The 26196-nt window shown below is 42.2% G+C and carries 25 protein-coding genes and 1 pseudogene; 8 read left to right on the top strand and 18 right to left on the bottom strand.

The annotated features are described in order from the left end of the window. Positions 1 to 49 precede the first annotated feature (49 nt). Positions 50 to 679, bottom strand: a complete 630-nt coding sequence (locus V6D41_RS02540; protein WP_333517181.1) for a LysE family transporter — start codon at positions 677 to 679, stop codon at positions 50 to 52. Positions 680 to 831: 152 nt separating this feature from the next. Here V6D41_RS02540 and V6D41_RS02545 point away from each other — a divergent pair, with 152 nt between their 5' ends. From V6D41_RS02545 to V6D41_RS02565, 5 genes are all read left to right on the top strand, one after another. Continuing rightward, the gene (locus V6D41_RS02545; RefSeq protein ID WP_333517182.1) at positions 832 to 1659 is read left to right on the top strand and encodes a TrmB family transcriptional regulator; all 828 of its coding nucleotides are present in this window, start codon (positions 832 to 834) and stop codon (positions 1657 to 1659) included. Positions 1660 to 1863: 204 nt separating this feature from the next. Next, the gene (gene sigV / locus V6D41_RS02550) at positions 1864 to 2364 is read left to right on the top strand and encodes an RNA polymerase sigma factor SigV (protein WP_166850309.1); all 501 of its coding nucleotides are present in this window, start codon (positions 1864 to 1866) and stop codon (positions 2362 to 2364) included. After that, on the top strand, positions 2364 to 3221 hold the full coding sequence (gene rsiV, locus V6D41_RS02555; RefSeq protein WP_333517183.1) for an anti-sigma-V factor RsiV: 858 nt from the start codon (positions 2364 to 2366) through the stop codon (positions 3219 to 3221). The genes sigV and rsiV overlap by 1 nt, the downstream gene beginning before the upstream one ends. Before the next feature lie 112 nt (positions 3222 to 3333). Beyond that, positions 3334 to 5250: an acyltransferase family protein gene (locus V6D41_RS02560; protein ID WP_333517184.1), complete on the top strand. Its 1917-nt coding sequence runs from the start codon at positions 3334 to 3336 to the stop codon at positions 5248 to 5250. Positions 5251 to 5374: 124 nt separating this feature from the next. Further along, complete coding sequence (locus V6D41_RS02565; RefSeq protein ID WP_333517185.1) at positions 5375 to 5671, top strand: YrhK family protein; 297 nt, start codon at positions 5375 to 5377, stop codon at positions 5669 to 5671. A 237-nt stretch (positions 5672 to 5908) separates the two neighbouring features. Here the strand turns inward: V6D41_RS02565 and cypB are convergent, their stop codons facing one another. The 7 genes from cypB to V6D41_RS02600 all read right to left on the bottom strand — a co-directional run bounded on the left by cypB (position 5909) and on the right by V6D41_RS02600 (position 12926). After that, entirely contained in the window at positions 5909 to 9073 is a 3165-nt protein-coding gene (gene cypB / locus V6D41_RS02570; protein ID WP_333517186.1) for a bifunctional cytochrome P450/NADPH--P450 reductase CypB, read from the bottom strand. 18 nt (positions 9074 to 9091) lie between these two features. Then, the gene (fatR, locus tag V6D41_RS02575; protein ID WP_333517187.1) at positions 9092 to 9682 is read right to left on the bottom strand and encodes a transcriptional regulator FatR; all 591 of its coding nucleotides are present in this window, start codon (positions 9680 to 9682) and stop codon (positions 9092 to 9094) included. Between the two features lie 222 nt (positions 9683 to 9904). Beyond that, the gene (locus V6D41_RS02580) at positions 9905 to 10447 is read right to left on the bottom strand and encodes a class I SAM-dependent methyltransferase (protein ID WP_333517188.1); all 543 of its coding nucleotides are present in this window, start codon (positions 10445 to 10447) and stop codon (positions 9905 to 9907) included. A gap of 188 nt (positions 10448 to 10635) precedes the next feature. Next, positions 10636 to 10794 (bottom strand): hypothetical protein, encoded by a 159-nt coding sequence (locus V6D41_RS02585; protein ID WP_003229817.1) that lies wholly within the window; start codon positions 10792 to 10794, stop codon positions 10636 to 10638. Between the two features lie 157 nt (positions 10795 to 10951). Beyond that, positions 10952 to 11101 carry a YrzI family small protein gene (locus V6D41_RS02590; RefSeq protein WP_087992248.1) on the bottom strand — a complete coding sequence of 50 codons (150 nt, stop codon included), beginning with the start codon at positions 11099 to 11101 and terminating at the stop codon, positions 10952 to 10954. A 394-nt stretch (positions 11102 to 11495) separates the two neighbouring features. Continuing rightward, positions 11496 to 12296, bottom strand: coding sequence for a formate/nitrite transporter family protein (locus V6D41_RS02595; RefSeq protein ID WP_087992460.1), 801 nt, complete (start codon positions 12294 to 12296; stop codon positions 11496 to 11498). 261 nt (positions 12297 to 12557) lie between these two features. Then, positions 12558 to 12926: a DUF2294 domain-containing protein gene (locus V6D41_RS02600; protein ID WP_024714924.1), complete on the bottom strand. Its 369-nt coding sequence runs from the start codon at positions 12924 to 12926 to the stop codon at positions 12558 to 12560. Between the two features lie 314 nt (positions 12927 to 13240). Between V6D41_RS02600 and fdhF the strand changes: the two genes are divergently transcribed. Then, entirely contained in the window at positions 13241 to 16183 is a 2943-nt protein-coding gene (gene fdhF / locus V6D41_RS02605; protein ID WP_148962463.1) for a formate dehydrogenase subunit alpha, read from the top strand. Positions 16184 to 16201: 18 nt separating this feature from the next. Further along, positions 16202 to 16684: a DUF1641 domain-containing protein gene (locus V6D41_RS02610; RefSeq protein ID WP_333517189.1), complete on the top strand. Its 483-nt coding sequence runs from the start codon at positions 16202 to 16204 to the stop codon at positions 16682 to 16684. Between the two features lie 221 nt (positions 16685 to 16905). Here the strand turns inward: V6D41_RS02610 and V6D41_RS02615 are convergent. From V6D41_RS02615 to V6D41_RS02645, 7 genes and pseudogenes are all read right to left on the bottom strand, one after another. Further along, positions 16906 to 17278 (bottom strand): annotated as a pseudogene (locus V6D41_RS02615) (NAD(P)-binding domain-containing protein); the annotation flags it as partial. 84 nt (positions 17279 to 17362) lie between these two features. Next, positions 17363 to 18298, bottom strand: coding sequence for a cation diffusion facilitator family transporter (locus tag V6D41_RS02620; protein ID WP_333517190.1), 936 nt, complete (start codon positions 18296 to 18298; stop codon positions 17363 to 17365). Between the two features lie 376 nt (positions 18299 to 18674). Continuing rightward, the gene (locus tag V6D41_RS02625; RefSeq protein WP_333517191.1) at positions 18675 to 18905 is read right to left on the bottom strand and encodes a YrhC family protein; all 231 of its coding nucleotides are present in this window, start codon (positions 18903 to 18905) and stop codon (positions 18675 to 18677) included. Between the two features lie 82 nt (positions 18906 to 18987). After that, positions 18988 to 20127 (bottom strand): bifunctional cystathionine gamma-lyase/homocysteine desulfhydrase, encoded by a 1140-nt coding sequence (locus tag V6D41_RS02630; protein ID WP_333517192.1) that lies wholly within the window; start codon positions 20125 to 20127, stop codon positions 18988 to 18990. Between the two features lies 1 nt (position 20128). After that, a complete protein-coding gene (locus V6D41_RS02635) occupies positions 20129 to 21052 on the bottom strand; it encodes an O-acetylserine dependent cystathionine beta-synthase (protein WP_333517193.1) in 924 nt (307 codons plus the stop codon). 63 nt (positions 21053 to 21115) lie between these two features. Then, on the bottom strand, positions 21116 to 21811 hold the full coding sequence (gene mtnN / locus V6D41_RS02640; protein ID WP_333517194.1) for a 5'-methylthioadenosine/S-adenosylhomocysteine nucleosidase: 696 nt from the start codon (positions 21809 to 21811) through the stop codon (positions 21116 to 21118). A gap of 20 nt (positions 21812 to 21831) precedes the next feature. After that, on the bottom strand, positions 21832 to 22473 hold the full coding sequence (locus V6D41_RS02645) for a class I SAM-dependent DNA methyltransferase (protein ID WP_333517195.1): 642 nt from the start codon (positions 22471 to 22473) through the stop codon (positions 21832 to 21834). 191 nt (positions 22474 to 22664) lie between these two features. Between V6D41_RS02645 and V6D41_RS02650 the strand changes: the two genes are divergently transcribed. Then, a complete protein-coding gene (locus tag V6D41_RS02650) occupies positions 22665 to 22868 on the top strand; it encodes a YrzA family protein (protein ID WP_333517196.1) in 204 nt (67 codons plus the stop codon). 236 nt (positions 22869 to 23104) lie between these two features. Here V6D41_RS02650 and V6D41_RS02655 read toward each other — a convergent pair whose 3' ends face one another. From V6D41_RS02655 to greA, 3 genes are all read right to left on the bottom strand, one after another. Beyond that, positions 23105 to 23806, bottom strand: coding sequence for a YrrS family protein (locus tag V6D41_RS02655; protein ID WP_333517197.1), 702 nt, complete (start codon positions 23804 to 23806; stop codon positions 23105 to 23107). Between the two features lie 64 nt (positions 23807 to 23870). Then, on the bottom strand, positions 23871 to 25625 hold the full coding sequence (locus tag V6D41_RS02660) for a peptidoglycan D,D-transpeptidase FtsI family protein (RefSeq protein WP_333517198.1): 1755 nt from the start codon (positions 25623 to 25625) through the stop codon (positions 23871 to 23873). A 53-nt stretch (positions 25626 to 25678) separates the two neighbouring features. After that, a complete protein-coding gene (gene greA, locus V6D41_RS02665) occupies positions 25679 to 26152 on the bottom strand; it encodes a transcription elongation factor GreA (protein ID WP_010327863.1) in 474 nt (157 codons plus the stop codon). Between the last annotated feature and the right edge of the window lie 44 nt (positions 26153 to 26196).

The following is a 26196-nucleotide window of genomic DNA, read 5'->3' on the forward strand; positions in this document are numbered from 1 at the left end:
AAAGGCAAAACAACTGCTTGACTGATCTCCAATTCATGTAAGCGGAATTTCAATTCATACCAGTTTTGATGCCGAAACCCACTAATATAATACCGGTTACTTTTTGAAACGCTTTCTGGAACTTCGAGTTTTTCATCCATTTTTTTGCGAAATCAATCATATAAACGAGAAAGAGGAACCACAAAACCGCTAATAAGGTTAGGATTGAAGCTAAAATGATGAGCTGCTGGTTTATATTTCCCTTTAGATTGATAAATTGGGGCATGATTGTAACATAAACCAAAACAGTTTTAGGATTGAGAATATTACTAAGTGATCCTTGCATAAAGGAAGTTTTATAATAACGTTTCGGAGAATTTTCCTTGCTTGCTTGAGATTGCGTTTCATCAAAAGAAAACATGCTTTTGGCAAAAAAACTCTTGATTCCTAAATAAATTAAGTATGCTGCTCCCAAATATTTGATCGTTGTGAAAAGAATCACCGACTTTGCAATAACTACTGATAAACCTAAAATGGCGATAACCGTCCAAAAGGAAAGTCCTGTTGCCAATCCAAGGATGTTATAACGGCCAGCCTTTGCGCCATATCTAAGGGTATTTTTCATCACAAGCATCGTATCTGCTCCCGGTATGATAACCATCATGGCAGCAATCGGTATGTATGTGAGTATGCTGTGCATTTCTTCTCCCCCTTTAAAAAATCTCCCCCAATATATAGTGACTACGATAGTAACTACTCATAAAATTGTAACAATGCGTTTGGAATAAATCAATATGGTTTGTTAAAATAGCGATTACAAGGGCAGCGACTGCTCTTTATATTGGAGGATGTATGAAGGAAAATATGTTAGACATTTTAAAAAACCTTAATTTTACCGAATATGAATCAAAAGCATATCTTGCTTTATTGCAAGAATCGCCTTTAACAGGCTATGCCGTCGCCAAAAATTCCGGAGTGCCCCGTTCTAAAATTTATGAAGTCTTGGAAAGTCTTGTCTTAAGAGGAGATGTTTTTGTAAGTCATGGAAATACACCTCAGTATGTGCCTGTTCCCGCTAAAGAACTGATTAAAAACCGCCGGCTCAAAGCGGAAGAGCATTTTGTTCAGGCTGAGAAATACTTTGAAAAATTCGAGCAGACCGCAAATGACCGGGAAAATATCTGGAATATCACCGGACGCAATGAAATTCTTGAAAAAGTGAAGGCTTGTATCTTATCCGCAAAAAAAAGAATTCTCTTGGAAATATGGGAAGAGGATTTTGAAGAAATAGAATCAGAGCTAAGACAAGCGGCAAATCAAGGTGTCATTGTGACCATTATTGCGTACGGAGACATCACATCTGATTTTGCTGCTGTTTACCTTCATGATATGAGCAGTGAAATTACAGAAGAGTATGACGGGCGGTGGCTTGTCTATAGCGGAGATGATTCAGAAGTTGTAGCAGGTATCGTCTCTCTTGGCAACAACAGCCGCGCTGCATGGACAATGCATGTAGGTTTAGTCATGCCTATAACTGAAGTGATCATTCATGATCTGTACCTCATGGAAATTCTGAAAAAGCATAGAGGACTTTTAGAAGAAAGCTTCGGGAAAAATCTCATCCAGCTGCGCCGCAAATTTTCAATCCACTCCGATTTCAAAAAACATTATTTGGAATAGAACAATAGTACAAAAAACATGGCTTGTATCAACAAGCCATGTTTTTTGTATGCATTTCTTTCTACAAAGTTTTTAGGATCCTCCCTCTCTGATCATTTCTTTTAAAAAAATGCTATTCTGCGCAAACTATTTTTCAGCCTTCCGCGTCTATCCTAGGTAACAGCCTATGATATACGTATATACAAAAAGGAGCCCTTTATTGCAATGAAGAAAAAACAAACAATAAAAGCGTTGCTTGTCACGTGCATTACTGATCATAAACAAGATTTCTACCGGTTGGCTTTCAGTTATGTAAAAAATCAAGACGACGCATTAGATATTATTCAAGAATCTATAAAAAAAGCGCTGAGCTCAGTTGAAACGGTCAGAAACCCTGAAACGATAAAAAGCTGGTTTTATAAAATTTTAGTACGTACAGCTATTGATTTTTTGCGCAAACAAAAAAAGGTAAAAGTGATGGATGACGATACGTTAGAGTTTTTAAGCAACGGAAAAGAAGACCATTACAAGGACACTGATCTCCATGAAGCGCTTGACGAGTTGCCATACCGCTATAAAACCATTATTATATTGCGTTTTTTTGAAGATCTCAAATTAGATGAAATTGCAGAAATAACAGGGGAAAACATTAATACCGTCAAAACGCGCCTATACAGAGCATTGAAGCTGATGCGCATTCAGTTGACGAAGGAGGATCTTTCTTAATGGATAAAAGATTGCAGCAATTAAGAGAAGAATATAAAAGTGTTCATATTCCTAAAGAACTTGATATCATTGTTGAAAATGCCCTTCAGCAAGAACCAAAAAAGAAAAAAATCGTCATGTGGCCGACATCAGCAGCTGTTGCAGCGGCTATTTTATTCACTGCACTTGTCAACATCAACCCTGACGCAGCACAAGCAATGTCGAAAATCCCTGTCATCGGTAAGATTGTCAAAGCCATCACTTTTATTGAGATTAAAGAAGAGAAAGATCAATCGAGCATCGATGTTAAAACACCTGCTCTATCCGGACTTTCTAATAAAGAGCTTGAAAACAGCATTAACCAGAAATACTTGAAAGAAAGCAAGCAGCTGTACAAGGAATTTATACAGGCCACATCCAAAAACAAAAAAGGACATCTCAGCATCTATAGTGATTACGAGACAGTAACAGACACGCCAGTTCTACTCTCTATCCGGCGCGATATTGAAAAAACACAAGCATCTTCTTACACCCAAAGCCGTTATATCACAATTGACAAAAAAAATGATATCTTACTGACATTAAAAAGCTTATTCAAAGATGAGCGTTATATCAAAGCCATCAGCCAAAACATCAAAGAACAAATGAAACAGCAAATGAAGGAAGATCCAAATAAAATATATTGGCTCACTGATGAAGATGCAGAACCATTCAAAACGATTCTTCCTGATCAAACGTTTTACATTACCGAAGATCATAAACTTGTGATCTCATTTGATGAATATGAAGTCGCCCCCGGCTATATGGGCGTTACCGAGTTTAAAATTCCAACCAGCGTCATATCAAGCTTGCTCGTGGGAGATCGTTATATTCGATAATATAAAAAAACATCCAACTGACATGATGGATGTTTTCTATCTTCTCTATTTGAGGTCGTAATCTAGCTATCAAAAACAACGAGAATATCTGCACACTATTGGAGGAATACCCATGTATCACAAGACACAGCATCATCGATACATCCCTGGACTCGATGGCCTTCGGGCTTTTGCCGTCCTCTCAGTTATCGCGTATCACTTAAACTTCAATTGGGCTAACGGGGGCTTCATTGGAGTCGATATCTTTTTTGTTTTATCCGGCTATTTAATTACATCCATTCTATTGCCGGTACATGGAAATGCTATCAGCCTTGATTTTCGTGACTTTTGGGTTCGCCGAATTCGGCGGCTCCTGCCAGCAGCTTACCTTATGATCTTTTCTGCTGTTATTTGGGTTGTATTGTTTGATAGGGAACTATTGCATACTGTACGCGGAGATGCCATTTCTTCTCTTTTTTATATAAGTAATTGGTGGTTTATTTTTCACAAACTGTCATATTTTGATAGTTTCGGTTCCCCATCACCTCTAAAAAACCTTTGGTCGCTGGCGATTGAAGAACAATTTTATATGATATGGCCGATGTTCCTTGTTGTTGGAATGTACATATTTAAAAGCCGCGCCAGATTGGCGGCCGCGGTGTCATTGCTGGCGCTTTGTTCAGCCGTGATGATGAGCTTTTTGTATGATCCCGGCGCAGATCCGAGCCGCGTGTATTACGGTACAGATACTCGTTCGTTTGAACTTCTCATCGGATGTGCCTTAGCATTGGTATGGCCGATGAAAAGGCTGTCGTCCAACAGGCTGCCAAACAAACTGAAGTACACTTTGCGCGCTACTGAACTTACGGCATTTTGTATATTAGTGTTGTGTGTCTATTTCACAGATGAATACGAGCCTTTTCTTTACAGAGGCGGCATGCTTTTGATTAGCATGGTCGCCGCAATCCTTATTGCATGTAGTTGCCATCCGAGCAGCTTTTTAGGAAATCTGCTTTCATGGAGGCCGCTCCGCTGGCTTGGAACAAGGTCTTATGGTATTTATCTTTGGCACTATCCTGTTATTGTGTTGAGCACGCCAGTCCAAGAAATCGGGAACCCTGTTTTTTGGCATATCGTGCTAAAGGTCATTGCTACATTTATACTCGCAGAGTTTTCCTATCAGTTTATTGAGAAGCCGATAAGGACTCAGGGATTTAGATCCTTTTTCCGCCGTATTTTTATACATAGAATCAGGGAATGGAAAACGATATCTGTCATCAGTAAAATGTCAATTGGTTTCGTCATTCTCGCTCTACTTATTTTTGCGGGAGGACTGTCTGGACTAGCCGGAGAGCAAAAGCACCCCACCAAGTGGACGTATAGCTCACAAGAAACAAACGCTCATACCAGCCAGACTTCTGAGGATAGTAAGAAAGCAGCAGCTGATAAAGACAAGGAAGACGATGCCGATCAAAAGACAACAGACTCCAATCAAGACCAAAAGGAGAACAAAGATAATAGACAAGAAGCTAATAAAAATAAAGACACGCAATCTCAGCAGGCGAAAGAACCCAAAGACTCTGATAAAGAAGTGTTAGCTATAGGAGATTCCGTCATGCTTGATATTGCCTCACACCTCCGTGAGTCACTTTCACATGTTACGATTAATGGAAAAGTGGGGAGGCAAATGTCTCAAGCTTTGGAGCTCACAAGGGAATACAAGTCTTTTAATCAGCCGAATAGAGCTGTCATCATTGAGCTGGGAACCAATGGCTACTTTACAAACAGCCAGATTGAACAATTGATTCAATCTTTCTCAAAAGCTCATATCTATCTTGTCAATACTAGAGTTCCCCGCCAATGGGAAAGCAAAGTAAATGAATCTTTGAAACAACAGGCCCACGCACATCAAAATGTTACGTTAGTTGACTGGCATACAGTGGCTCTTCAGCATCCAGAATACTTTACACCTGATGGCGTACACTTGGTTCCACAAGGGGCTAAAGCTTTGACTGGTCTTATTGTTCAGGCGATGGAATCGTTTTGGTAAAAAAAGAAGCCCTATTTAAAAACATTGCTGATCTTTCGCTCATCATCTCCATTTTTTCAAACCAATTCTTATGTTTACATGTCGTTTACGTGAGGGTAAGCCAAAATAGAATGGAGGGATGATAGTGGCAGCTAATGAAGAACATGACATCAAAAAAGAACTGAAACGATACGAACTTTTTTTCAAAAAACGATATAAGATTCTTTATACAGTAAACGATTTTATCATTGGTGCCTTGTTTCTTGTCGGGAGCTTTTTCTTTTTTTATGAGCAGTTCAAGTCGGCAGGGATATGGCTATTTGCGATTGGGAGCTTGCTGCTGTTAATCAGGCCGACGATTCGGTTGATTCATGACTTTCATTACCGTAAACATGTGGAAAACCAATTTAAACATCGATCTTCAACAGATGGTTCATCTTAAGGCATAAGCGAGAGCAAAATGAAATAAAACTAATGCGCAAACCAAAAACAAGACTTTTAGACTATTTATTTTTAAAAATAAGACAAAAGAACTAAACTTTTGCCCCTGTTTGACGATATGAACAATAAGGCCGGCGCGATACTCCCTATAACATCCTTTTCAGTAGATTTCATTATCGTGCCGGTTTTCTCACATGCAAAATTATCCCGCCAATCTGATGGCGGGATTTGATTTTTATTACATTCCTGTCCAAACGTCTTTTACATAACGTTTTTGGTCTTGCAGCTTTTGCAGCCATATGAGAGATTCTTCCTGACTTGCTCCTTTTTCAGCTTCATATGCCAGACGCAAAGTTTTCTCTACATCAGGAGCCATTTGCGATCCATCTCCGCATACGTAAATGTGAGCCCCTTTTTCAATAAGTGATATCAATTTCTGCGTATCTTGTTTGAGCAAGTACTGGACATATCCTTTTGGTTCGTTTTCGACGCGTGAGTAGCATCGGCGGATGGTGACAATACCATCCTGTTCCGCTTGATCCAGCTCTTCTCTGTATAGATCGTCATGATCGGGGCGCCGGCAGCCGAAGTATAAAAGAGCTTCTCCAAGCGTGCTTCCTTCCTTCTTCAAAACAGTTCTTGCCTGAATAAAGCCCCTGAATGGCGCAATTCCTGTACCCGGTCCAACCATAATCATAGGCGTTTCAGGATCATCCGGCATCTGGAATCCGGATTGCGGTGTTCGGATGAAACAGGCTGCTTCATCACCTGTATTCAGCTCTGCTAAATAATTAGAAGCAACGCCCCGGTATTCACCACGCCCGCTCCAAGCTGAGGCTTTAACAACGCCTACTGTCATGCTCACGATATTGGCGTTGACTTTCGGTGAGCTTGAAATGGAATAATATCTCGGTTTTAGTGATGGCAAAAGTTCTAAAAACCGCTCAAACGGCATTTCGCAAGCAGGGTAATCCTCTAAAAGGTCAAGCATGGTGAGACGTTTTGCCAGTACCTGCTCTTTGTAAATGCCACCATCTGAAACGAGCTGTTCCAGTTCTTTTTTGTGCGGCGGACAGACTGTATAAGAAGACAGCTCCCGCAGCTGAAGTCTTGAAGCCGGGTCCTGCAGCTCCACATAGGACGCCAATACATCCGCCACTTTAATCGGCCGATCCATCGGAAGGTGAGCCATATGAGGGCTTCCGCTCATTTTTATGACATGATTGGATTGCAAACCGAATCGGCTCAGGACCCGCTGAACAAGTTCCCGGCTGTTTTGCGGCAGAATTCCGATATGATCGCCTTCTTGATATATTTTGGCATCAGGAATTTGCAATTCAATATGGCGGGTAGAACGCGGACTATCTGCTGTCTGGAGCTCCCGATTCTCTAACACAATCCCTTCAAACGCGCCATATGCTTTAGCAAGCGGCGTTTCTGTCGCTTCACTGAGAAAAGTAATGGATAATGAAGGCCTGTCTTCTTTCTGAGATATTTCGTTTATATCAAATGCGTCCATCGTTTCCTTCCAGAAACGGTTTTCCCAAGACTCGCGATGGCTTTCAAAATCATCGGCGGCATCGCCTTCCCCGATGGTTGTTAAACGTGATGCGCCTTTCGCTTGCATCATGTCATCTATGAGTCGAGGAATTCGCTGATACGTGCTGGCCCAGCTCCGGTTTCCGCAGCCGAATACCGCATAGGAAACACCTTTCAATCGGCCCTCCTCAAGCTCCTCCAGCCACTCCACAAAGCCGGCAGCATTATCAGGCGGCGCCCCATTATAAGAAGCCGTAACAATGACCACGGCACCTTGGTCAGGAAGCTTGCCAATATAATCGTCAAGCGGAGCGATTTCAGCTGTAAAGCCCAGCTGGCGGCCGTAAGCAGACAGTTCACCGGCTATTCCTTCCGCTGTTCCAAGATTAGAACCGTAAAGAACAAGTAACGGTGTGCCGTGTTTAGGTTTTGTTTTTTTTGGCTTCGTTTCTGTTTTGATGTCAGCCTGTTCTTTTCTTTGTACGTTGATTGCTGCTGTTTTCCGCGGTTTCACAGTAATTTTAAATTCATCCGGCTTGATCGTTAATGCCTCTTTGATTTTCAGTTCGTACCCAGTATGGTTCATCAAATCAAAATGCTTTAATACAAGACCTAGAACCATCGTCGCTTCCTGGAGAGCAAACTGCATGCCGATACAAGCGCGCTGTCCGTTTCCAAACGGCTTATACGCATGGTGAGGAATGCGCGAAGGGTCTTCAAACCGTTCCGGACGAAAATCTTCCGCATCCTCTCCCCAAGCGTTTTGATCCCTGTGCAGTTTCGGAATCAAAATAGTGACAGGCTGCCCTTTACTGATCGGATATTCCCCGCCTAAAACAGTATCTTCCTTAGCGTAGAGAGAAAAGGCTGGAGCTGTTGGGAACAGTCTTAGCGTTTCATTTAAAACCATCCGAATGTATTTCAGCTGCTGGATTTGTTTATAATCTGGCGTGTCATCAACTAACACACGATCCGCTTCCTCTTGCGCTTTTTTCAGTTTTTCCGGATGTGTAAGCAGACAGTAAATCGCAAAGGAAAGCAAACCGCTTGTTGTTTCATGCCCTGCAATTAAAAATGTGATGATCTGGTATCTAATGTTTTCATCATCCAGCGTTTCACCTGTTACAGGATCTTTTGCATAAAGCATGAGTGATAGGAGATCTTTAATGTTTTCATCCGGGTTCGCTTTTCGCTCCGCTATCATTCTATCGACAAGAGCGTTCATGACTTCTATATCCTTTTGGAACTGCAGCTTTGTTTTCACCATCACCTTATCTTGCAGACCCAGTCTTTTCGATTGATTCATCGCCTCTTTTAAGGCACGGAGCATACTGGTGATAAACGGATGCTGTGAATCACGGTAAAAGCTGTTGAAACGGTAGTTAAACCCGCATAACCCAATCGTATCAAGCGTCAGACGGGTCATGTCGTCCGCTACATCAATTTCTTCATTAGGATTAAGCCGGCTCCATTTTTGAATCAGCTGGGTTGCGATATCCAGCATCATAGAATGATAGCTTTTCATCGCTTTTTGACTGAAACTCGGCAGCAGAATGCGATGGGCTTTTTGCCAATTCGGCTCATGCGTCCAGCTTGTAAATAAGCCGTCTCCGCCGAACTCGCGCACCTTTAGCAAGCCTTTGCCAAGGTTTTTGTCAAAACGGCTTTCATCACACACTTCAGCCACGAGATTGTGACCAGATACAAAAACACTGGACACCCCTGGAAAATCGAAACGGAAAATCGGCCCCAAATCATCGGCTATCCGCCATAAGGATTGAGAAAGCTGCTCTTTTTCCAGATGCGGAAGGTTTTTAAAAGGTCCGTATGTTTTGGGCTGAGGTATTGCTCTTGCCTGTTTCATCAACATCTTCCTTTCCTATTATTTTTGTGAAGTAAATGAATGAAGCTTAATGGCGTCCCAGCAGCATTGTTCCAATTCAGTCCTTAAATCCATATCCATCTCTATATCACCCGTTTGGACGAGCTGATATATCTTGAGAAACGCCCCTAACACAATCGCAATTAACACGTTTGAGGGCAGGCTGCGAATTACACCTTCCGCTTTTCCCTTATTAAAATAGTCATCAAGCATTTGAGTCAGATTTTCTATCATTTTTCTGCTTGTGGCATTTAAGTAATGAGCGTCTTTCTTCGTTTCAAGAAAGAAAAGCGCATAGTCGCTCTCTTTTGTAAATTGAATGAGACAGCAAAATACATGGTGAAAGCCTTCTCTGACAGTTAATTCCGAAAAGTCTTGTTTCAGCTTTTCCATAAAGCGCTGAATGCTTTCTTGAAACAATACGTTGACGAGTGTTTCTTTGCTGTCAAAATAGCGGTAGATTGTTCCTGTCCCCACATGGGCTCGTTCAGCTATCATTGGGATAGTGGTAGCGTCAAATCCCCTCTCTGTAAATAGAGAAACCGACGCTTTCATAATCATGTCGTATTTACTGCTGGATGCGGATAACATGGAATGTTAGTACCTCCGATTCGTTGCGGAATGAATATTCATTCCGTTTGTTCATAATGAATATCTGACCTGTCTGATATCACCTCTTTACCCTTTCTTATGATATCAGTTTATATGAAAAAAACTTTTTTTAATATAAAGTATATGCAAAAAATAAAAAATTAAGAAAATATACCCAAACCCCAAAATAAAGGCTCTGGATATATTTCCCGAGAAATGATTCTATTTAACAGCCACAATGCACAGACAGGAATCACGCCTGATGATAGAAAGATCCCTGAAATGCTGATCTTCCAGCAGTTGAATATACATTTTCTCTTTCTCACCGGTATTTGTATCAATATTGATGTAAAATTGGCCGTCAATTTGAAGCACACGGTAAATTTCCCTTAATGCAAGCCTAATATCAGTACAGCTCTGAACCGTATGTAAGGAAAACACTTTATTAAAGGTACGGTCATCAAAGGGAATGTTCTCGGGATAGCCATGAAAAATCTCCCCTTTCCCCATGTTCTTTCGATTTACGCGTGATATTTGCCTTACCTTTCGCTTTGAAGGGTCAATGCTTTTTAAGCTTCCCTTTTCTAGTTTCTCGGTTATGTTCTTAAAAACAGTGGCATTTCCGATTCCAATTTCTAAAATTCTGTCATTTTCTTGTATGTCTATAGAGTCAATCATCATATGCTCAATTGTTTTGGTTTGCTTATATTTCCGAGAAAATAATTTAAAAAGATTCCATTGTTTATAGAGTCTATTTTCTAGCATTTTAAACACCTGCTTTTGGTTTCCTATGTTTATTTATTATATTCGAAAAATAAACATCATCTTCATTTCCAAATGGGAATGAAGATATCAACTAGACGGCAATGTGTTTAAAAATGTTTCAATAGAACTGAACTTTTTCATTTTTTCCCGCAAAAAAAGCAGAAAACAAAATGTTTTCTGCCCTCTTTCTAGTGCCAATGATAAGGGAATACATACAACCTTTGCTGCTGCATGGCCATCAGCCTCTGCTGACGGAATGGATTTCCATAACCATGTTTGAAGGAATGCGGCATGGACGCATAACCATGGCCAATCGACGGCAGCCTTTTCTGATAATCGTTCATCATGCCATCACCTGCCTTACCGTAACGTTGGTTTATCATATGCAGGCAGACATTTTCTTGACAGCTGTTTCGCTAAACTTGGTCCTTCTCCATCGTATAATGCATCAATAATTCCATTCTAAGCATATGTCATCTCCCCCTTCAGTTTTTTCATTGCTTTTTAGCGCCAGTTTGTTAAATAAAGATGCTTTAACTGAGACTCTTTCATTTCATCATAAATCTGCTCAATCTGCTGTTCTCGTTCGAATTCTTCCGGGTTTTTAAACCGTTTGTTAATCGTTAACGTTAAAAAGAATAGGTTAATCGTCATATCGCTCACCCCCTTTCAAAGTCCGCTTCAAGCGAAATAACCCGCGGCATCATTTCTTCTGCCGCGGGCAAATAAAAACCGCAGACAAAAGAAGACACCAAACCAATGCCTCTACTGCCTGCGGGGAGTTGCGTATGTCCGTCTATTCCGAATTTAATGCGTGCGGTAAGCATCGGTTAAGGAAGGACACGAACTCTTCCACAGGCTGAATGAACCATGAATTTTTTCTTGTGTATCACGTACAGGTTGACGTCGTTGTCTCATTGTCATTTTGTTCAGCCTCCTTTGCTTTTTTCTTCCTTTGTAAGTATATCCACCAAATTCCATTTTGTAAACATCTTTTTCTAAAAATGGACTGAATTTGTACGTTTCATCAAGTGGATTTGCCCTTTATTCATGATACCTGCTTCATTTCTTTTCTGGAGCGGTCTTTCTTATGATATCCAATAAAATAAATGAGGCCGACAAACACTGCTCCGCCGATGACATTGCCGATAAAAGCCGGAATGATATTTCCGATAAACTGCCCCCACGTGAACGAGCCAGCAAAAATGGCAGCGGGAATCACAAACATGTTGGCGACAACGTGCTGAAATCCGATTGCCACAAAAGCCATAATGGGAAACCAAATGCCAAGGATTTTCCCTGCTCCGTCTTGGGCTCCGAAAGAAAGCCACACCGCAAGACATACAAGCCAGTTACAGCCGATGCCGGAAATGAGAACCTTGCCGAAGCTCATATCAAGCTTTCCTTGCGCAACGGCGATCGTTTTTTCTAAATAAGGGCCTGTTTCAGTCAACCCAACCAAATGCCCGAAAAAGTAGGCAACAAACAATGCGCCGATTAGGTTCATAATCGTGACGATTCCCCAGTTAACCGCCAATTCTTTTACTGATATTTTTCTCGAAAATAAAGCCATCGCAACGGACATCATATTTCCTGTGATCAATTCAGCGCCAGCGAGCACGACAAGGATCAGACCGACAGGAAATACGGCAGCCCCAATAAGGCTGGAAAGGCTTCCCCATTCTTTCGGCAGGTCGCCGATTACCCTGATATCAAGCAAGTACCCGAGCGCGATAAATGCGCCGCCTAAAAACCCCAATACAAGCAGAGACGGCAGCGGAAGCTTTACTTTTTTCATCCCTGCTTCAATTGCTGCATCCGCTATTTCATCCGGTTTTCGAAAAGCCATATTAAAACCCTCCATTATTTCTTCTTTTCTCACAGTTATGGCAGAAAGGCAATAAAAAAAGGCAGCACTCAAATAACCTGTGTCAACCAGGCGTTTGAATGCTGCCTAACTTGTATGCATACCCATACAACAATATCAAGCAGAATTTAAGATATTGAAAGAGAATATATACAGTTCGTGCATACATTCCATTGCTTTTGCCTTCTATAACTGTAGCCACATCATATCAAATGTGACAAATTTGTGTCAATGACAAATGTGCTAGCTTTGCAGGGCTTCTTTTTGATCATCTATTTTTTGGTCAAAGACAAACACAGATACAGCGATATTTTCCTCAATTTTTATATCAGAAAACAAATGGACTAGCTTAGCCCCAATCAGCTCTTCCATTCCTTCCGGCGTTTGTTTGGAATAAAGGTCTTGAATCAGGCTTGTCCGGGCCGCATGTACCATTTCTCTTCCTTCAGGTGTGCGGGCGATAAACTGTTCGCTTGCACTCAGATTTCCGTACAGTGTTGAGACTGCCATGTTTTCTACAAATACAGTATGAATCCGTTCAGGCCCTTTGCCGAACAATTCTTTACGAAGTTTTCGAATGATATCATTGAACTCATGAATTTTTTTAGACATGCTGATTACCCCTTCCGATATTGCCTCGTAAGGCTTTTCCCGGTTCCCCTCAGGACATTTCACTTGGTTAAAATTTTCCTGCTATATTGTATTATAATAAATATCACTTTATAATAAAAGCAGTGTTGATGGATTTGTAATAGGATTTTGTTATAAGTCTATCGTTTTATAAAAATCAAGGATTGGTCTGTTAGTAAGACTTGCTAGTGAACTATTCCGCCATGTGTGTTTACACCTTCTTAGCATTAAGGACAGGTGTATCTATACATGGCTTTTTTTGACTTCTTGAAAGAAAGATGGAGGGGAATATGAATATGATGGACGTTACGTCGATCAGTGTCCGTGTAGACGGAACAGAAATTCAAGCACGAGCAGGGGCCACAATTTTAGATATTTTAAATGAAAACGGGATTGAGTACCCACAGATTTGCCACGTTCCAGAGGTTGACCCGCTTCAAACTTGTGATACTTGCATTGTAGAGGCAAACGGCAAGCTGGTTCGTTCATGTTCTACTGTCGCGGAAAATGGAATGTCAATTGACCTTTCGGGAAATCGGGTGAAAGAGGCGCAAACCGAAGCGATGGACCGCCTTCTTGAAAATCATTTGCTGTATTGTACGGTTTGCGATAACAACAATGGGAACTGTACGCTGCATAACACAGCGGAAATGATGGGGATCGAGCATCAAAAATACCCATACACGCCAAAAGAAGATCCGTCTTGCGCGGTTGATATGTCTCATCCGTTTTACCGCTATGATCCAAACCAATGTATCGCCTGCGGCCAGTGCGTTGAGGTATGTCAAAACCTTCAGGTAAATGAAACCCTCTCAATCGACTGGGAACGCGAACGTCCTCGCGTGATTTGGGATGAGGGAGTTTCGATCAATGAATCTTCTTGTGTCAGCTGCGGCCAGTGTGTCACCGTATGCCCATGTAATGCGCTGATGGAAAAATCAATGCTCGGGCAGGCTGGCTTTATGACAGGCATCAAAGAGGATGTCATGGAACCGATGATTGATCTCGTAAAAAACGTTGAACCCGATTACGGCAGCATTTTTGCCATTTCTGAAGTCGAAGCGGCTATGCGTGACACGAGAACGAAAAAAACAAAAACTGTGTGTACGTTCTGCGGTGTCGGATGTTCTTTTGAAGTATGGACAAAAGGACGGGATATTTTAAAGATCCAGCCTGTTTCCGATGCTCCGGTTAACGCGATTTCTACATGTGTCAAAGGAAAATTCGGCTGGGACTTCGTCAATTCTGAAGAGCGGATCACAAAGCCTTTAATCCGTAAAAACGGGGCTTTTGTTGAATCTTCTTGGGAAGAAGCCCTCGATCTTGTCGCAAGCAGATTAGGATCAATTAAGGAGCAGTACGGCAAAGGTTCTGTCGGATTTATTTCCTCTTCTAAAATTACAAATGAAGAAAACTATGTCATTCAAAAATTAGCGCGTCAGGTATTTGAAACAAACAACGTCGATAACTGCTCACGCTACTGCCAGTCTCCTGCTACAGATGGATTGTTCCGCACTGTCGGGATGGGCGGTGACGCCGGCACGATTAAAGATATTGCCAAAGCCGGTCTCGTCATCATTGTCGGCGCCAATCCGGCGGAAGGGCATCCGGTGCTTGCAACACGTGTCAAACGGGCGCATAAGCTCCAAGGTCAAAAACTGATCGTTGCCGACCTGCGTAAAAATGAGATGGCGGAGCGGTCTGACCTGTTCATCAGCCCTAAACAAGGTACAGACCAAGTTTGGCTGATGGCTGTAACAAAATATATGATCGATCAAGGATGGCACGATCAGGCGTTTATTAATGATAACGTGAATTACTTTGAAGATTATAAAGAAACACTTCAAACCTATACGCTTGATTACGCGGAACGCATCACAGGCCTATCAAAAGAAAATATCATTCGAATTGCCGAACTGATTCGTGACGCTGACGGCACTTGTGTCCTTTGGGGAATGGGTGTCACACAAAATACAGGCGGTTCTGATACGTCAGCAGCGATCTCAAATCTGCTTCTCGCTACGGGCAACTACCGCCGTCCGGGGGCTGGGGCTTATCCTCTGCGCGGACACAATAACGTTCAAGGTGCTTGTGATATGGGAACATTGCCTGGCTGGCTGCCGGGATACCAGCATATTACAGATGACAATGCCCGCGCTAAATTTGAAGAGGCCTATGGTGTCACGATTGACGGAAAGCCTGGTTTAGATAATATTCAAATGCTTCATTCCATTGAAGAAGGAAAAATGAAGGCGATGTATCTTGTCGGTGAGGATATGGCACTTGTTGATTCAAACGCGAACCATGTACATGACATTTTATCAAGCCTTGATTTCTTCGTGGTTCAGGACATCTTCCTGTCAAGAACAGCTCAATATGCCGATGTCGTCTTACCGGCCACTCCTTCACTTGAGAAAGACGGCACATTTACCAATACAGAACGACGCGTTCAGCGTTTATATCAGGCGCTTCCGACGTTTGGTGACGCGAAACCGGACTGGTGGATTATTCAAGAGGTGGCAAACCGGTTAGGAGCCGGCTGGAATTACAGCCATCCTAGTGACATTTTCTCAGAAATGGCGAGCCTTTCCCCTCTGTTTGGCAAAGCAAGCTATGAGGTTCTTGAAGGCTGGAACAGTTTCCTATGGGGCAGCTTCTCAGGTGAAAGCACACCGCTTCTGTATGAAGACGGATTTAATTTCCCTGACAAAAAAGCCCGCTTTGCCCTTTCTGATTGGACTGAACCTGCCGCTTTTCCGGAAGAATATGATCTTCACATTAATAACGGACGTATGCTTGAGCATTTCCACGAAGGAAACATGACAAATAAATCGAAAGGCATTCAAGCAAAAGTGCCGAATGTATTCGTTGAAATTTCGCCTGAGCTTGCCCAGGAGCGCGGTATTTGTGACGGTTCACTGGTTCGCCTCGTTTCTCCGTTTGGAGCAGTCAAATTAAACGCGCTGATTACAGACCGCGTACGGAAAAATGAACTTTATCTGCCAATGAACTCAACAGACAAGGAATCAGCGATTAACTTCCTGACAGGGCCTGCGGCTGATAAACGCACGAACACGCCTGCTTATAAACAGACGAAGGTACGCATGGAAGTGCTGGGAGGCTGCGAAAGCACACCGCTTCCTAAAACAAATCCGCGTAACAAGAAACGGAACCCGCAAAACGGCGTCGAGGCAGAAAGAAAATGGAATCGTCCGGGCTATGTTCATCTAACTGATTAAACGAAAGGGGGACAAAAAATGGCTACTCCGATTACAACGATCAAAAAAGAAACAAAAACACCGGAGCAAATCAAGCTTGAAAAAATTGAGGAGCTGAAAGGGCTGCTGGCGGAAAATGAGGATGCTGTCTCGAAAACGATGACGTTAATGAGTGAACTGAATGAACTTGGAATCTTTGATGCGGCGGCAAGTATGCTGAGGGCGAAGGAAGACATCGCCAAGATTGCGCTTGGCCAAGTCTCGCGTGAACCTGTCACCAACCTCATCAACACGATGATGGCTGCCGGAGGCGCATTGACAAAAGCCGATCCTGAGTTTACAGGAAAGCTTTTAGAAAGCGTAATGGCAGGAACCGAACAGGCGCAAAGCTTTTTAAAAGAAGACAAGAAAGTCGGGATTCTCGACCTTCTAAAAGCAATGAACGATCCTGATATCAACAGAGCGGTCGGCTTCGGCCTTCAATTTTTAAAAGGCATGGGAAATGAACTGCAAGAGAAATAACAAGAAACAGCCATCGTTGATGATTGTATAACGATTCAAATCGTTCATTATATTGGTTTTAAAGGTGTTTTTACTTTTGTTTTTATGTTTCCCATCCCGTTTTGGAGAATTATTGGTGAGCATTACAAAATCCTTCTTCCGTTCAAAGATGAACGGAAGAAGGATTTTTTTATTTATGCTCTCACTCAATCTCAGCCATCTTTATCCTTTCATGGTTACTTCGCAATTACAAGATTCTTCACTTGAAAGCTTGCTAATTTGTTTTTATTAAGAAATGATTCTTTAATTTTTGGACACTCATCACTTCTGTGTCCGTAATTGGATTGGAACGTCAAATCTTTCAACATATTTCTTTAGATAAGCAACAATTTATTCTTTTGAAGGAAATCCATGTTTTTCTCCTTCAAGATGCATTCCAGGCAAAGAACTATACATTCGATAAGTAAATAAAACTAATGAGTCATACCGATCTCTCCAGCTTTCCCCTACCTCATCACTTTTATCCAAAATGATAAACTTTTGTTCGGACTGCTTAAGATCATATCCTATTGAAATACCTGCCTGACCAGCTCCGATTACTATTGTGTCGTACATATTCTCACCCCGTCAATTTTGTTTACACGAGAGATAGACTAACACTAGCTATAATGCCTTTTAATTTAGTAGACATAAATCTGTCTAATGATGATGGTAGTCATGCCGCTTTTCAATTTTGGCCTGACAAAGGATCGTATTGTCGTGATTATGAGCCGCTGTTTCAATTTGAATGGTTACATGCGTAATGCCTTTATGCTCAAGATCATGTTCAATTTTGCGCAAAATACTTTCACTTTCTGAAATGGTCAGTTGATCATCAACAACAGCGTGGCAAGAAAGAGCGTTTAATCCACTTGTGATAGACCATATGTGTAAATCATGAATGCTTTGAATTCCTTCTGTCTCTTCAATTGTATGAATGATGTCAGTGATATCGACACTTTCTGGAGTTCCTTCCATTAATATGTGAATGGAATCTTTAGTTACATGGTAACCGCTTCTTAGAACAAGAATAGCCACAATGACACTAGCTAATGGATCTGCCCAGCCCCACCCAAAGAAGATGATAAGTATGGCAGCTAGAATGGCACCTACAGAGCCGAGCATATCACTTATCACATGTAAAAAAGCTCCTCTTATGTTCAGATTATTCTCTGTATCTCCGCCTCTCAACATAATCCATGCGACCAATATATTCACGACTAACCCGATGATACTAATCGTAAGCATGCCGGTTGTTGCTACTTCTGGCGGATGAGAGAAACGTTCAATTGCTTCATAAATGATATAAATGGAAATAAAAATTAATGCAACACCGTTTATCACGGCGGCAAGAATCTCAAATCGTTTATAACCGAATGTCTTATTGTGACTTGCCTTTTTTTCAGCTAAATTAAAAGCAATCAGGGCAACCATTAATGAGATTGAATCACTTAGCATATGGCCTGCATCTGATAAAAGCGCCAGACTATTTGTTAAAAATCCACCTATAGCTTCTAGAATCATATAACCTGTAATGATGATAAAAGAGATCAATAATACCTTTTTATTGGATCCTTCAGGATGATTGTGTCTCATAAAATCTCCTCCTACTGCTTCTTGATACATATGCACTTATTATTTCTGATCAGTTAATAAGCATTCTAACATGATACATACCCATATATATGATCATGTAATCATATATTAATGTCAAAATAGTTTTAATATAAAATTTCCAATAACCCTCTGATCATTCCCCAGTATAACAGCATCTTGTTCATCTATGTGCGAATATTTAGTATCACTTGATGCTATCCATAGCAATCCTTTTATTAACAGAAAAAAAGAGGAGCAAACACACGGTTTACTCCTCTCTTTTGCTTCTTCATTGTCTGTTGTTTTTTGATATGCCAAGACGATCAGTTTCGCCGTTCCCTTGGCATACCACCATCTATTGATGATAGCTGTTTTTTTATTCGTCTGCTTCTTCCAAACGTTTCTTGTAAATCAATGAACGATCCACGCAAAAGAAGGCACCGGCTAAAAATACGCAATCCGCTAAAAGCATCACCGATTTTTGGCCTAACGTTAAGCCTTGATCGGGCAGAACTGCGCCTATATATATAAAAGTACTGACCGCAAGCAATGTAAAAGCAAAATGCTTGTAATCTTCTATTAAGGATTTCATTCTATTTTTATTCAAAAGAATCACCTGCCAGATTCAGAGTATACGACTATTATAATATAATCCGGCGGCTTACAGAGAAAGTAATTGTATCCATTTGTTATATATTTTTAAGTGCTTGCCCGATATCTTCCAGCAAGTCTTCTGCATCTTCAATTCCTACAGAAATTCTGATCAAGCCATCTGTAATGCCGAGTTCAAGCCGGCGTTCTCTCGGAATAGAGGCATGGGTCATTCTTGCCGGAACGGAAATTAAGCTTTCCACCGCGCCCAGGCTTTCAGCAATGGTAAACAGTTTCAGATTCCCTAAAAATGCATCAACCCGCTCTTCACTGCCGATATCAAAGGAGATCATGCCGCCGAAGCCGGACCCTTGCGTTTTTGCAAGCTCATGTCCAGGATGATTTGAAGAACCGGGGTAATATAACGTTTGAACAGCAGATTGATTCTCAAGGAAACTTGCGATTTTTCGCGCATTTTGATCGATCGCTTCCATTCTGAGGCCCAATGTTTTGATTCCTCTCATTAACAGCCAGGAATCTTGCGGGCCGAGCACACCGCCTGTGGAATTTTGCACAAAATGCAGCTCTTCTCCAAGATCTTTCGAAGCTGTCACAACTAAACCGCCGACGACGTCACTGTGTCCGCCAAGATATTTAGTCGCACTGTGAAGCACGATATCAGCGCCTAAAGCAAGCGGCTGCTGGAAATAAGGAGTGTTAAAGGTATTGTCTACGATAAGGAGAACACCGGCTTTGTTTGCGATATCAGCCATGAGCGACAAGTCGGTGATTTTAAGGAGCGGGTTTGTCGGTGTCTCAATATAAATGGCTTTCGTGTTAGGACGAATCGCCTTTTTAACTTCTTCTCTGCTGCTTGTATCGACAAATGTTGATTCAATGCCAAGACGATTGAGCACCTTTGTCATCACGCGATATGTTCCGCCATACACATCATCAGTCAAAACAACATGATCCCCGCTGTTAAATAGCATCATAGCCGCTGTAATGGCAGCCATTCCAGAACTGAATGCATAACCTGCTTGCCCGCCTTCCAGCTCTGTAACAAACGCTTCTAAAGCGGCTCTTGTCGGATTGGCCGTTCTTGAATATTCATAGCCTGTATGCTGTCCTGCTTTCGGCTGCTTGTAGGTGCTTACTTGATAAATAGGCACGGAAACTGCGCCTGTTTTCTCATCACCTGTGATTCCGCCATGAATCATCAATGTTTTTTTCTTCATATCAGATGCCTCCTTCATATATTTGTTTGCTGATATATCGGTCACTGCTATCAGGAAATACGGTGACAATGTTTGTTCCTGCAGATGCTTTTTTCGCTTCCTCCAACGCTGCATAAAGTGCTGCGCCTGAAGAGCTTCCGATCAGCAGACCTTCTTTTTCTGCCGCTTCTTTCACAAGTCTAAATGCATTCTCATCTGTTACGGTGTATATCTCATCAAAATGGCTCTTATTCATATATTCGGGGATGAACTCCATGCCGATTCCTTCTGTTTTATGGGCGTGGGGCTCTCCTCCGTTTAAAATGGAGCCCTCCGGTTCGACAATCACTGTTTTAACTGCAGGATTTCTTTCCTTTAAGAAGGAAGCAGTTCCTGCGAATGTGCCCCCTGATCCTGCCCCTGCGATAAACGTATGAACCTTGCCGTCAAGCGCTTCCCATATTTCAGGCCCAAGTGTCTTATAGTAAGTCGATGGATTTACTTGGTTTTTAAATTGCAAAACGCAATAAGAATTTTCAATTTCCGTCTCCAGCTGTATGGCTTTTTGAATGGCTCCCTGCATTCCATCCTGACGCGGCGTATGAATGATTGATGCTCCAAGCGCTCGCATAATTTGCTGTTTCTCTGTGCTGAAATGTTCAGGGACACAGAAAATCGCTTTTAATCCATATTTTCTTGCACTCAGAGCTAGGCCGATTCCTGTATTGCCTGCCGTAGCTTCTATAATCACTCCACCGGGATTCACCTTGCCTGACTCCAGCGCGTCACGGATCAGCATATCTCCCAGTCTGTCTTTAATGCTTCCGCCGGGATTCATCATTTCAAGCTTTGCATACACTGCGACTCCTTCAGGAACATCAAAGTTCTTCAGGCGAAGAAGCGGTGTGTTTCCAATCAGCTCGGTGATGTCCGTTATAACAGTCATATATGTCCTCCTCCTTGATAGAGGTTGTTTTTAGGGAAAACGGAGGAGAACGCTCCCCCGTTTTTAATGAATTCGTTTAATCACCTTTAACACAAGCTCTGTTGAATTGACAGCAGCCTGCTCTAAAAATTGGTCAAAAGACACATGTGATTCTTTTCCTGCGATATCAGATAACGCTCTGATGACGACAAACGGCGTTTTAAATTGATGGCATACTTGAGCCACTGCCGCAGCCTCCATTTCAACCGCGTACAGATCAGAAAATCTCGCACGCACCTCTTCAACCCGCTTCGGATCGTTCATGAAAGAATCGCCTGTTGCGATCGTTCCTTTCGCAACCTGAATGCCGTCGAGTTCAGAAATCGCTTCTTCTGTAATGCTGATCAGCTTTTCGTCTGAATCATAAGCAGCAGGAAGACCCGGCACCTGACCGTATTCATAGTCAAAGGCCGTTACATCTACATCATGATGGCGAACGTCAGTTGAAATGACGACATCTCCTACATTCAGTGTATGATGAAATCCGCCCGCTGAGCCTGTGTTAATGACATAATCAGGCTTGTAACGATCAAGCAAAAGCGTTGTGCTGATGGCAGCATTTACTTTTCCAATTCCTGATTTTAAAAGAATCACTTCAGTTCCTTCATATTCACCTGTTGTAAATTCACAGTGTGCGATTGTTTCTGTTTTTGCATGTTCAAGTTTGCTTCTCAGGATCGTAACTTCCTCTTCCATTGCTCCGATAACTGCTAGTTTCATTTATTCACATTCCCTTCACTTTACCGTTTGATCGCCTCCATTATCCACACAAAATCGTTTTGCTGAGTGAATTGAACTGCAAAACCTTCAGCTGTAAACATCTCTTTCAACGCATCCAATGTGGGATAATGCTCCGTCTCTAAATCATTTGCCAGCTGATAGAAGCCTTGAGAACGGGCTTTATCAATAGCCTGTTGATACGCTTGCGCATCTTCAAAGACGGTATCGGCAAACACTATTTTATCATGCAAGTGAAGGTATTTGCCATATTGCTTTATGGCAGCCTGCTTTTCTTCGTCGGTCAAATGATGAAAAGCATATGAACTGACAATTGTGTCAGCCTGAAATGGGGGCTCGTGAAATGTCAAGAAGTCTCCGTCAACGATTTCCACCCTGCCTGAAAGCTTGTCAGAAGCCAATTTGCGCATTGCGGGAGAGGGTTCGATTCCAAATACAGATTTGCCCGCCTCCAGCAGCTTAGCTGTCAAATTCCCCGTCCCCGGGCCAAATTCTAACACATGTGTTCCAGACCTGCTGACGATCGCATGAAGAATATCATCATAGCCTCTGAACGCTTCTTTATACTGAACATCAAAACCTTGTACTGTTTGATCATAAGTTGCTGCCCAATCTTCAAAAAGAGGGATAAATTCACGTCCCATATTTGTCACACTCCATATTTTATAATTCCTATAAGTATACTATGAATTAATGATGGAACAGTTCCTATCATACCACATCTTCTGAAAAGGAGGTACTAAAACACTTTGTGTATTTTATGCCAACGATATTGCGCGTTTACGGCAAAAAAGCTTATACTTCATATGACTTGTGAAAGCTGGAGGGCCGAGAGATGAATTTTCAATTAGATTTGATAATAGACAAAGTGGAATTTTTCGAAGCGGCTTCATTGCAGGAGCTTGAAAAGAAAATCAATGCACAAATTGAAAACAATAAAGCCATCATGCTCCGGGTGAAGTCTGTTTCACACCAGACCGCTGTGGCAGACGGTAGAATATTGTACAGCGCGGTTGTTCATTTCGCAGCTGAAGCCTAAAACAAAAGCAGCCGGCTCTAAACCGGCTGTTCAGCGTGTCGACAAACCCTCGCATTCGTTGTCAGGCCTGCGCGTCGATGCTCACGAATCCCGATATTCGCTGTGCTTCGATGCTCGTCCTTCCTAGACTTCAAGGGTTTTCAATCACGCTGAAAAGATGACAAAAAGCTAAAATGAACACCATTTTAGCTTTTTGTCAACAATCTGAGCAGCCGGTTCTAGACCGGCTGCTTTGTTTATTTTAGTTTTTCTACTTTTGTCGGCTTCCAGCCTTTGTCATCAACCCATGTAATCGTGACTTGATATTTATCTCCGGTCGTCTTGTCTAAAATCTTGCCTTTGGCATCCTGAGGGCTGCCGTTATTCCCAAGCCAGAGCACCGTCATGTTATCTTTTGAAACACCGGTTGCATATGAAATGGCTTTCAGCATCTCAGCCCAGTCTTGTGAGCTTGAGTCATAAGTGGCGGCATGTTCGCCCGTCTGCTCAGTTCCGACTGCTTTCCAATCAGAATTTTCATACGTTTTTTCCACATCGCTTGATGAGCCACCTTCTGTTACTTTTGCGTCTTTAAGCGGGGCATCTGAGCTTGAGTCTGAATCGGAATCAGAGTCATCATCTTTAGAAGAGTCATCTTTTTTCGAATCTGAGTCTGAATCAGAAGACTTCTCAGCATCCTTTTCGCTGTCAGATGTATCTTTCTTGTTGTCTTTTATATCCTCATCCGATTTCTTTTCCGTCTTTCCTGAAGCCGGAGATTCTTGTTTTTGCGCCGTTTCAGAATCCTTGCTGACATCTTTGCTAGAAGGACTGTTAATGAAGAGATTAGCTGCTACCACGACGATTAGTATGGATACGATTGCAATTAAAATGTTAAGCACTAAATTAGTTTTCCTGCGCTTATCACGGTTTTCATAACGAGATTGATTATTGCTCAATAATTCTGCACTCCTTTATCCCTCTTGGCTCAGCATATATTTTACCATGTGCTGAGAAGTTGTTCTATTTCTGATTGATTTCAATTTCGTGTACTTTTTTAACAATATCATAAAACACGGAATTTGTCAGAGCCTTATCCCCCGGCGTATCCATGTGTAAAACGACAAGAGCGTATTTCGGCTTATCAGCCGGAAAATATCCGGCAAACCATTTTTCATAGAGTGCTTTTTGCTCTTTTGAAAGCTTGCCTGTCTGGGCTGTACCTGACTTCCCTGCTACAGTATACGGAAGATCCTGAAACCTTCTGCCCGTTCCGGAAGGAGATTCCACCACCCGCCGCAGCATTTTTTGAAGCTGCTGTGCCGTATATTTGTCTATCGTTTCTCCGCTGAGCTTCTGATCTTTAAACTTGGCGAGCGTTGTGCCGTTTTTATATTCAATTTGTTCAGCGATTTTCACCTGCCGCTTTTCTCCGCCACGGGCGATGGCCGCCATCATATTGGCTACCTCGAGCGGCGTTACCTTCACATTTTTCTGCCCGATCGCTGTTTGCGCAATGGCTTTTTTGACTGATTTGTCTTTTTCATCCCCCCAAACCACGCCGCTTTTTTCATTATACAATTGACGGAAATTTGATTCGTGATACAGTTTTCCTTCCCAGCCTGCCCGATCTGTGAGAGCCAGCTTTTCTGCCATATCTTCAATAACCGAGCTGTCTTTTTTCATTAATTGTTCTGCAAGACTGGTAAATGTGTAATTGCAGCTCTGGGCAAAACTTTCATCAAAAGACAAGGTTCCTTTGTCGTCGCCCGGTTCCCCATACAGGTTTAAATTGCAATTAAAGGTTTGACTCGGCTTCACCGTATCATTTTCGATTGCAGCTGCGGCAATGACTGTTTTAAAAACAGAACCGGGATAGATTGGCGTCAGCATGTAATTTTGAAGCGTGTTTTGCCGGGACACATCCGCATTCGGTTTGCTTACAATTCCCAGAACACTGCTATTTTCGATGTCCAGCAGCACAGCTCCTCCTTTTTTCAGCCCCTGTTCATCCAATACCTCCTCCATCGCTTTTTGAATGCTTTGATCGATCGTTGTTTTGACCTGGAGCGGATAAAACGTATTGGCTTCAGCTGTATATTTGACGTCCATGCCAAACAAAGGATTTCCTCTTCCGTCCACATGATATAAAAGTTTTGTATCTTGTTCTGGAAGCAAAAACTCATCGAATGTCCGTTCTAAGCCGGTTGTTCCGATTTTCGTTGTAATTGGGAGGTTCTCCTGGTCAGGATATTTCTTCCGGAGAAGCGCCGGATCTTGATTTGTGCTTCCTATCGTATGTGAAGCAAGGCTTGGCTTGGCTTCATTCTCCATATATACGCCGTAAATGCCGGGATATTTCAAAGAATTGATTTTTGTAATGGATTGTTTCGAAAGTGTTTTGATTTTCCTTTGATGCAAAATGACCGGTTTTTTTGCTTTTGTGAGTGTCTGGTGCAATTCATCTTCAGACATGCCGAGGATGTCCGCAACTTTTTTGATCGGCCAATCCTGCGTCAGCAGAAAAGGGAACAAAACAACTGCAGGCTCGCTTTTTCCGGTCAGCGCCTGCCCGTTTCGATCTAAAAAGGAACCTCTTCCGTCAGAAATGAGCACTTCCTCCGTCCGCTGTTTCACACTTTCCTGGATCAAATTGATTTTCTTTTTAGAAAATGATTCGGTGAAAAACAGCTGGATTTCCGCCAGCCGCAGCAACAGCAAAAAAAACACGATCAAAAAAGCGATGACTGCCAGCTTCATTCGTTTCGATATCTTCATAAAAAAACACCTCACCCACATTGTGGACGAGGTGTTTATCCGCTAAACGGATATTATGAAATTTTCACAATTTTCACGAGCATTTCTCCGCCCGGTGTTTGAACTGTGACTTCATCATCGACTTTTTTGCCCAGCAGGCTTTTTGCGATCGGTGAGTCGTTTGAGATTTTCCCTTCAAACGGATCAGCTTCAGCGCTTCCAACGATTGTATATGATTCTTCTTCACCGTCAGGCAATTCGACGAAAGTAACCGTTTTACCCAAACCGACAACGTTAGAGCCGCCGTCATCTTCAATGATTTTCGCGTTGCGGATCATATTTTCTAGAGTCGTTACACGGCCCTCTACGAATGCCTGCTCTTCTTTTGCTGAATCGTATTCAGAGTTCTCGGAAAGGTCTCCGAAACTTCTCGCAATTTTGATGCGCTCTACTACTTCTTTTCGTTTAACCGTTTTCAAATATTCCAATTCTTGTTCAAGTTTTTGTTTTCCTTCTTCAGTCATAGGAAAAACTTTCTCTTGTGCCATGTCCCTTCACTCCTTCTGGTTGTCCCTCAACATCTTCGATTATG

Source organism: Bacillus sp. 0102A, assembly GCF_036765155.1.
Classification (GTDB): Bacteria; Bacillota; Bacilli; order Bacillales; family Bacillaceae; genus Bacillus; species Bacillus subtilis_G.

Bases quoted from the DNA above. Each gene is read 5' to 3' on its own strand.
- V6D41_RS02540 (WP_333517181.1), bottom strand. From the start codon at position 679: ATGCACAGCATACTCACATACATACCGATTGCTGCCATGATGGTTATC.
- V6D41_RS02545 (WP_333517182.1), top strand. From the start codon at position 832: ATGAAGGAAAATATGTTAGACATTTTAAAAAACCTTAATTTTACCGAA.
- sigV (WP_166850309.1), top strand. From the start codon at position 1,864: ATGAAGAAAAAACAAACAATAAAAGCGTTGCTTGTCACGTGCATTACT.
- rsiV (WP_333517183.1), top strand. From the start codon at position 2,364: ATGGATAAAAGATTGCAGCAATTAAGAGAAGAATATAAAAGTGTTCAT.
- V6D41_RS02560 (WP_333517184.1), top strand. From the start codon at position 3,334: ATGTATCACAAGACACAGCATCATCGATACATCCCTGGACTCGATGGC.
- cypB (WP_333517186.1), bottom strand. From the start codon at position 9,073: ATGAAACAGGCAAGAGCAATACCTCAGCCCAAAACATACGGACCTTTT.
- fatR (WP_333517187.1), bottom strand. From the start codon at position 9,682: ATGTTATCCGCATCCAGCAGTAAATACGACATGATTATGAAAGCGTCG.
- V6D41_RS02580 (WP_333517188.1), bottom strand. From the start codon at position 10,447: ATGCTAGAAAATAGACTCTATAAACAATGGAATCTTTTTAAATTATTT.
- V6D41_RS02585 (WP_003229817.1), bottom strand. From the start codon at position 10,794: ATGATGAACGATTATCAGAAAAGGCTGCCGTCGATTGGCCATGGTTAT.
- V6D41_RS02590 (WP_087992248.1), bottom strand. From the start codon at position 11,101: ATGACGATTAACCTATTCTTTTTAACGTTAACGATTAACAAACGGTTT.
- V6D41_RS02595 (WP_087992460.1), bottom strand. From the start codon at position 12,296: ATGGCTTTTCGAAAACCGGATGAAATAGCGGATGCAGCAATTGAAGCA.
- V6D41_RS02600 (WP_024714924.1), bottom strand. From the start codon at position 12,926: ATGTCTAAAAAAATTCATGAGTTCAATGATATCATTCGAAAACTTCGT.
- fdhF (WP_148962463.1), top strand. From the start codon at position 13,241: ATGATGGACGTTACGTCGATCAGTGTCCGTGTAGACGGAACAGAAATT.
- V6D41_RS02610 (WP_333517189.1), top strand. From the start codon at position 16,202: ATGGCTACTCCGATTACAACGATCAAAAAAGAAACAAAAACACCGGAG.
- V6D41_RS02620 (WP_333517190.1), bottom strand. From the start codon at position 18,298: ATGAGACACAATCATCCTGAAGGATCCAATAAAAAGGTATTATTGATC.
- V6D41_RS02630 (WP_333517192.1), bottom strand. From the start codon at position 20,127: ATGAAGAAAAAAACATTGATGATTCATGGCGGAATCACAGGTGATGAG.
- V6D41_RS02635 (WP_333517193.1), bottom strand. From the start codon at position 21,052: ATGACTGTTATAACGGACATCACCGAGCTGATTGGAAACACACCGCTT.
- mtnN (WP_333517194.1), bottom strand. From the start codon at position 21,811: ATGAAACTAGCAGTTATCGGAGCAATGGAAGAGGAAGTTACGATCCTG.
- V6D41_RS02645 (WP_333517195.1), bottom strand. From the start codon at position 22,473: ATGGGACGTGAATTTATCCCTCTTTTTGAAGATTGGGCAGCAACTTAT.
- V6D41_RS02650 (WP_333517196.1), top strand. From the start codon at position 22,665: ATGAATTTTCAATTAGATTTGATAATAGACAAAGTGGAATTTTTCGAA.
- V6D41_RS02660 (WP_333517198.1), bottom strand. From the start codon at position 25,625: ATGAAGATATCGAAACGAATGAAGCTGGCAGTCATCGCTTTTTTGATC.
- greA (WP_010327863.1), bottom strand. From the start codon at position 26,152: ATGGCACAAGAGAAAGTTTTTCCTATGACTGAAGAAGGAAAACAAAAA.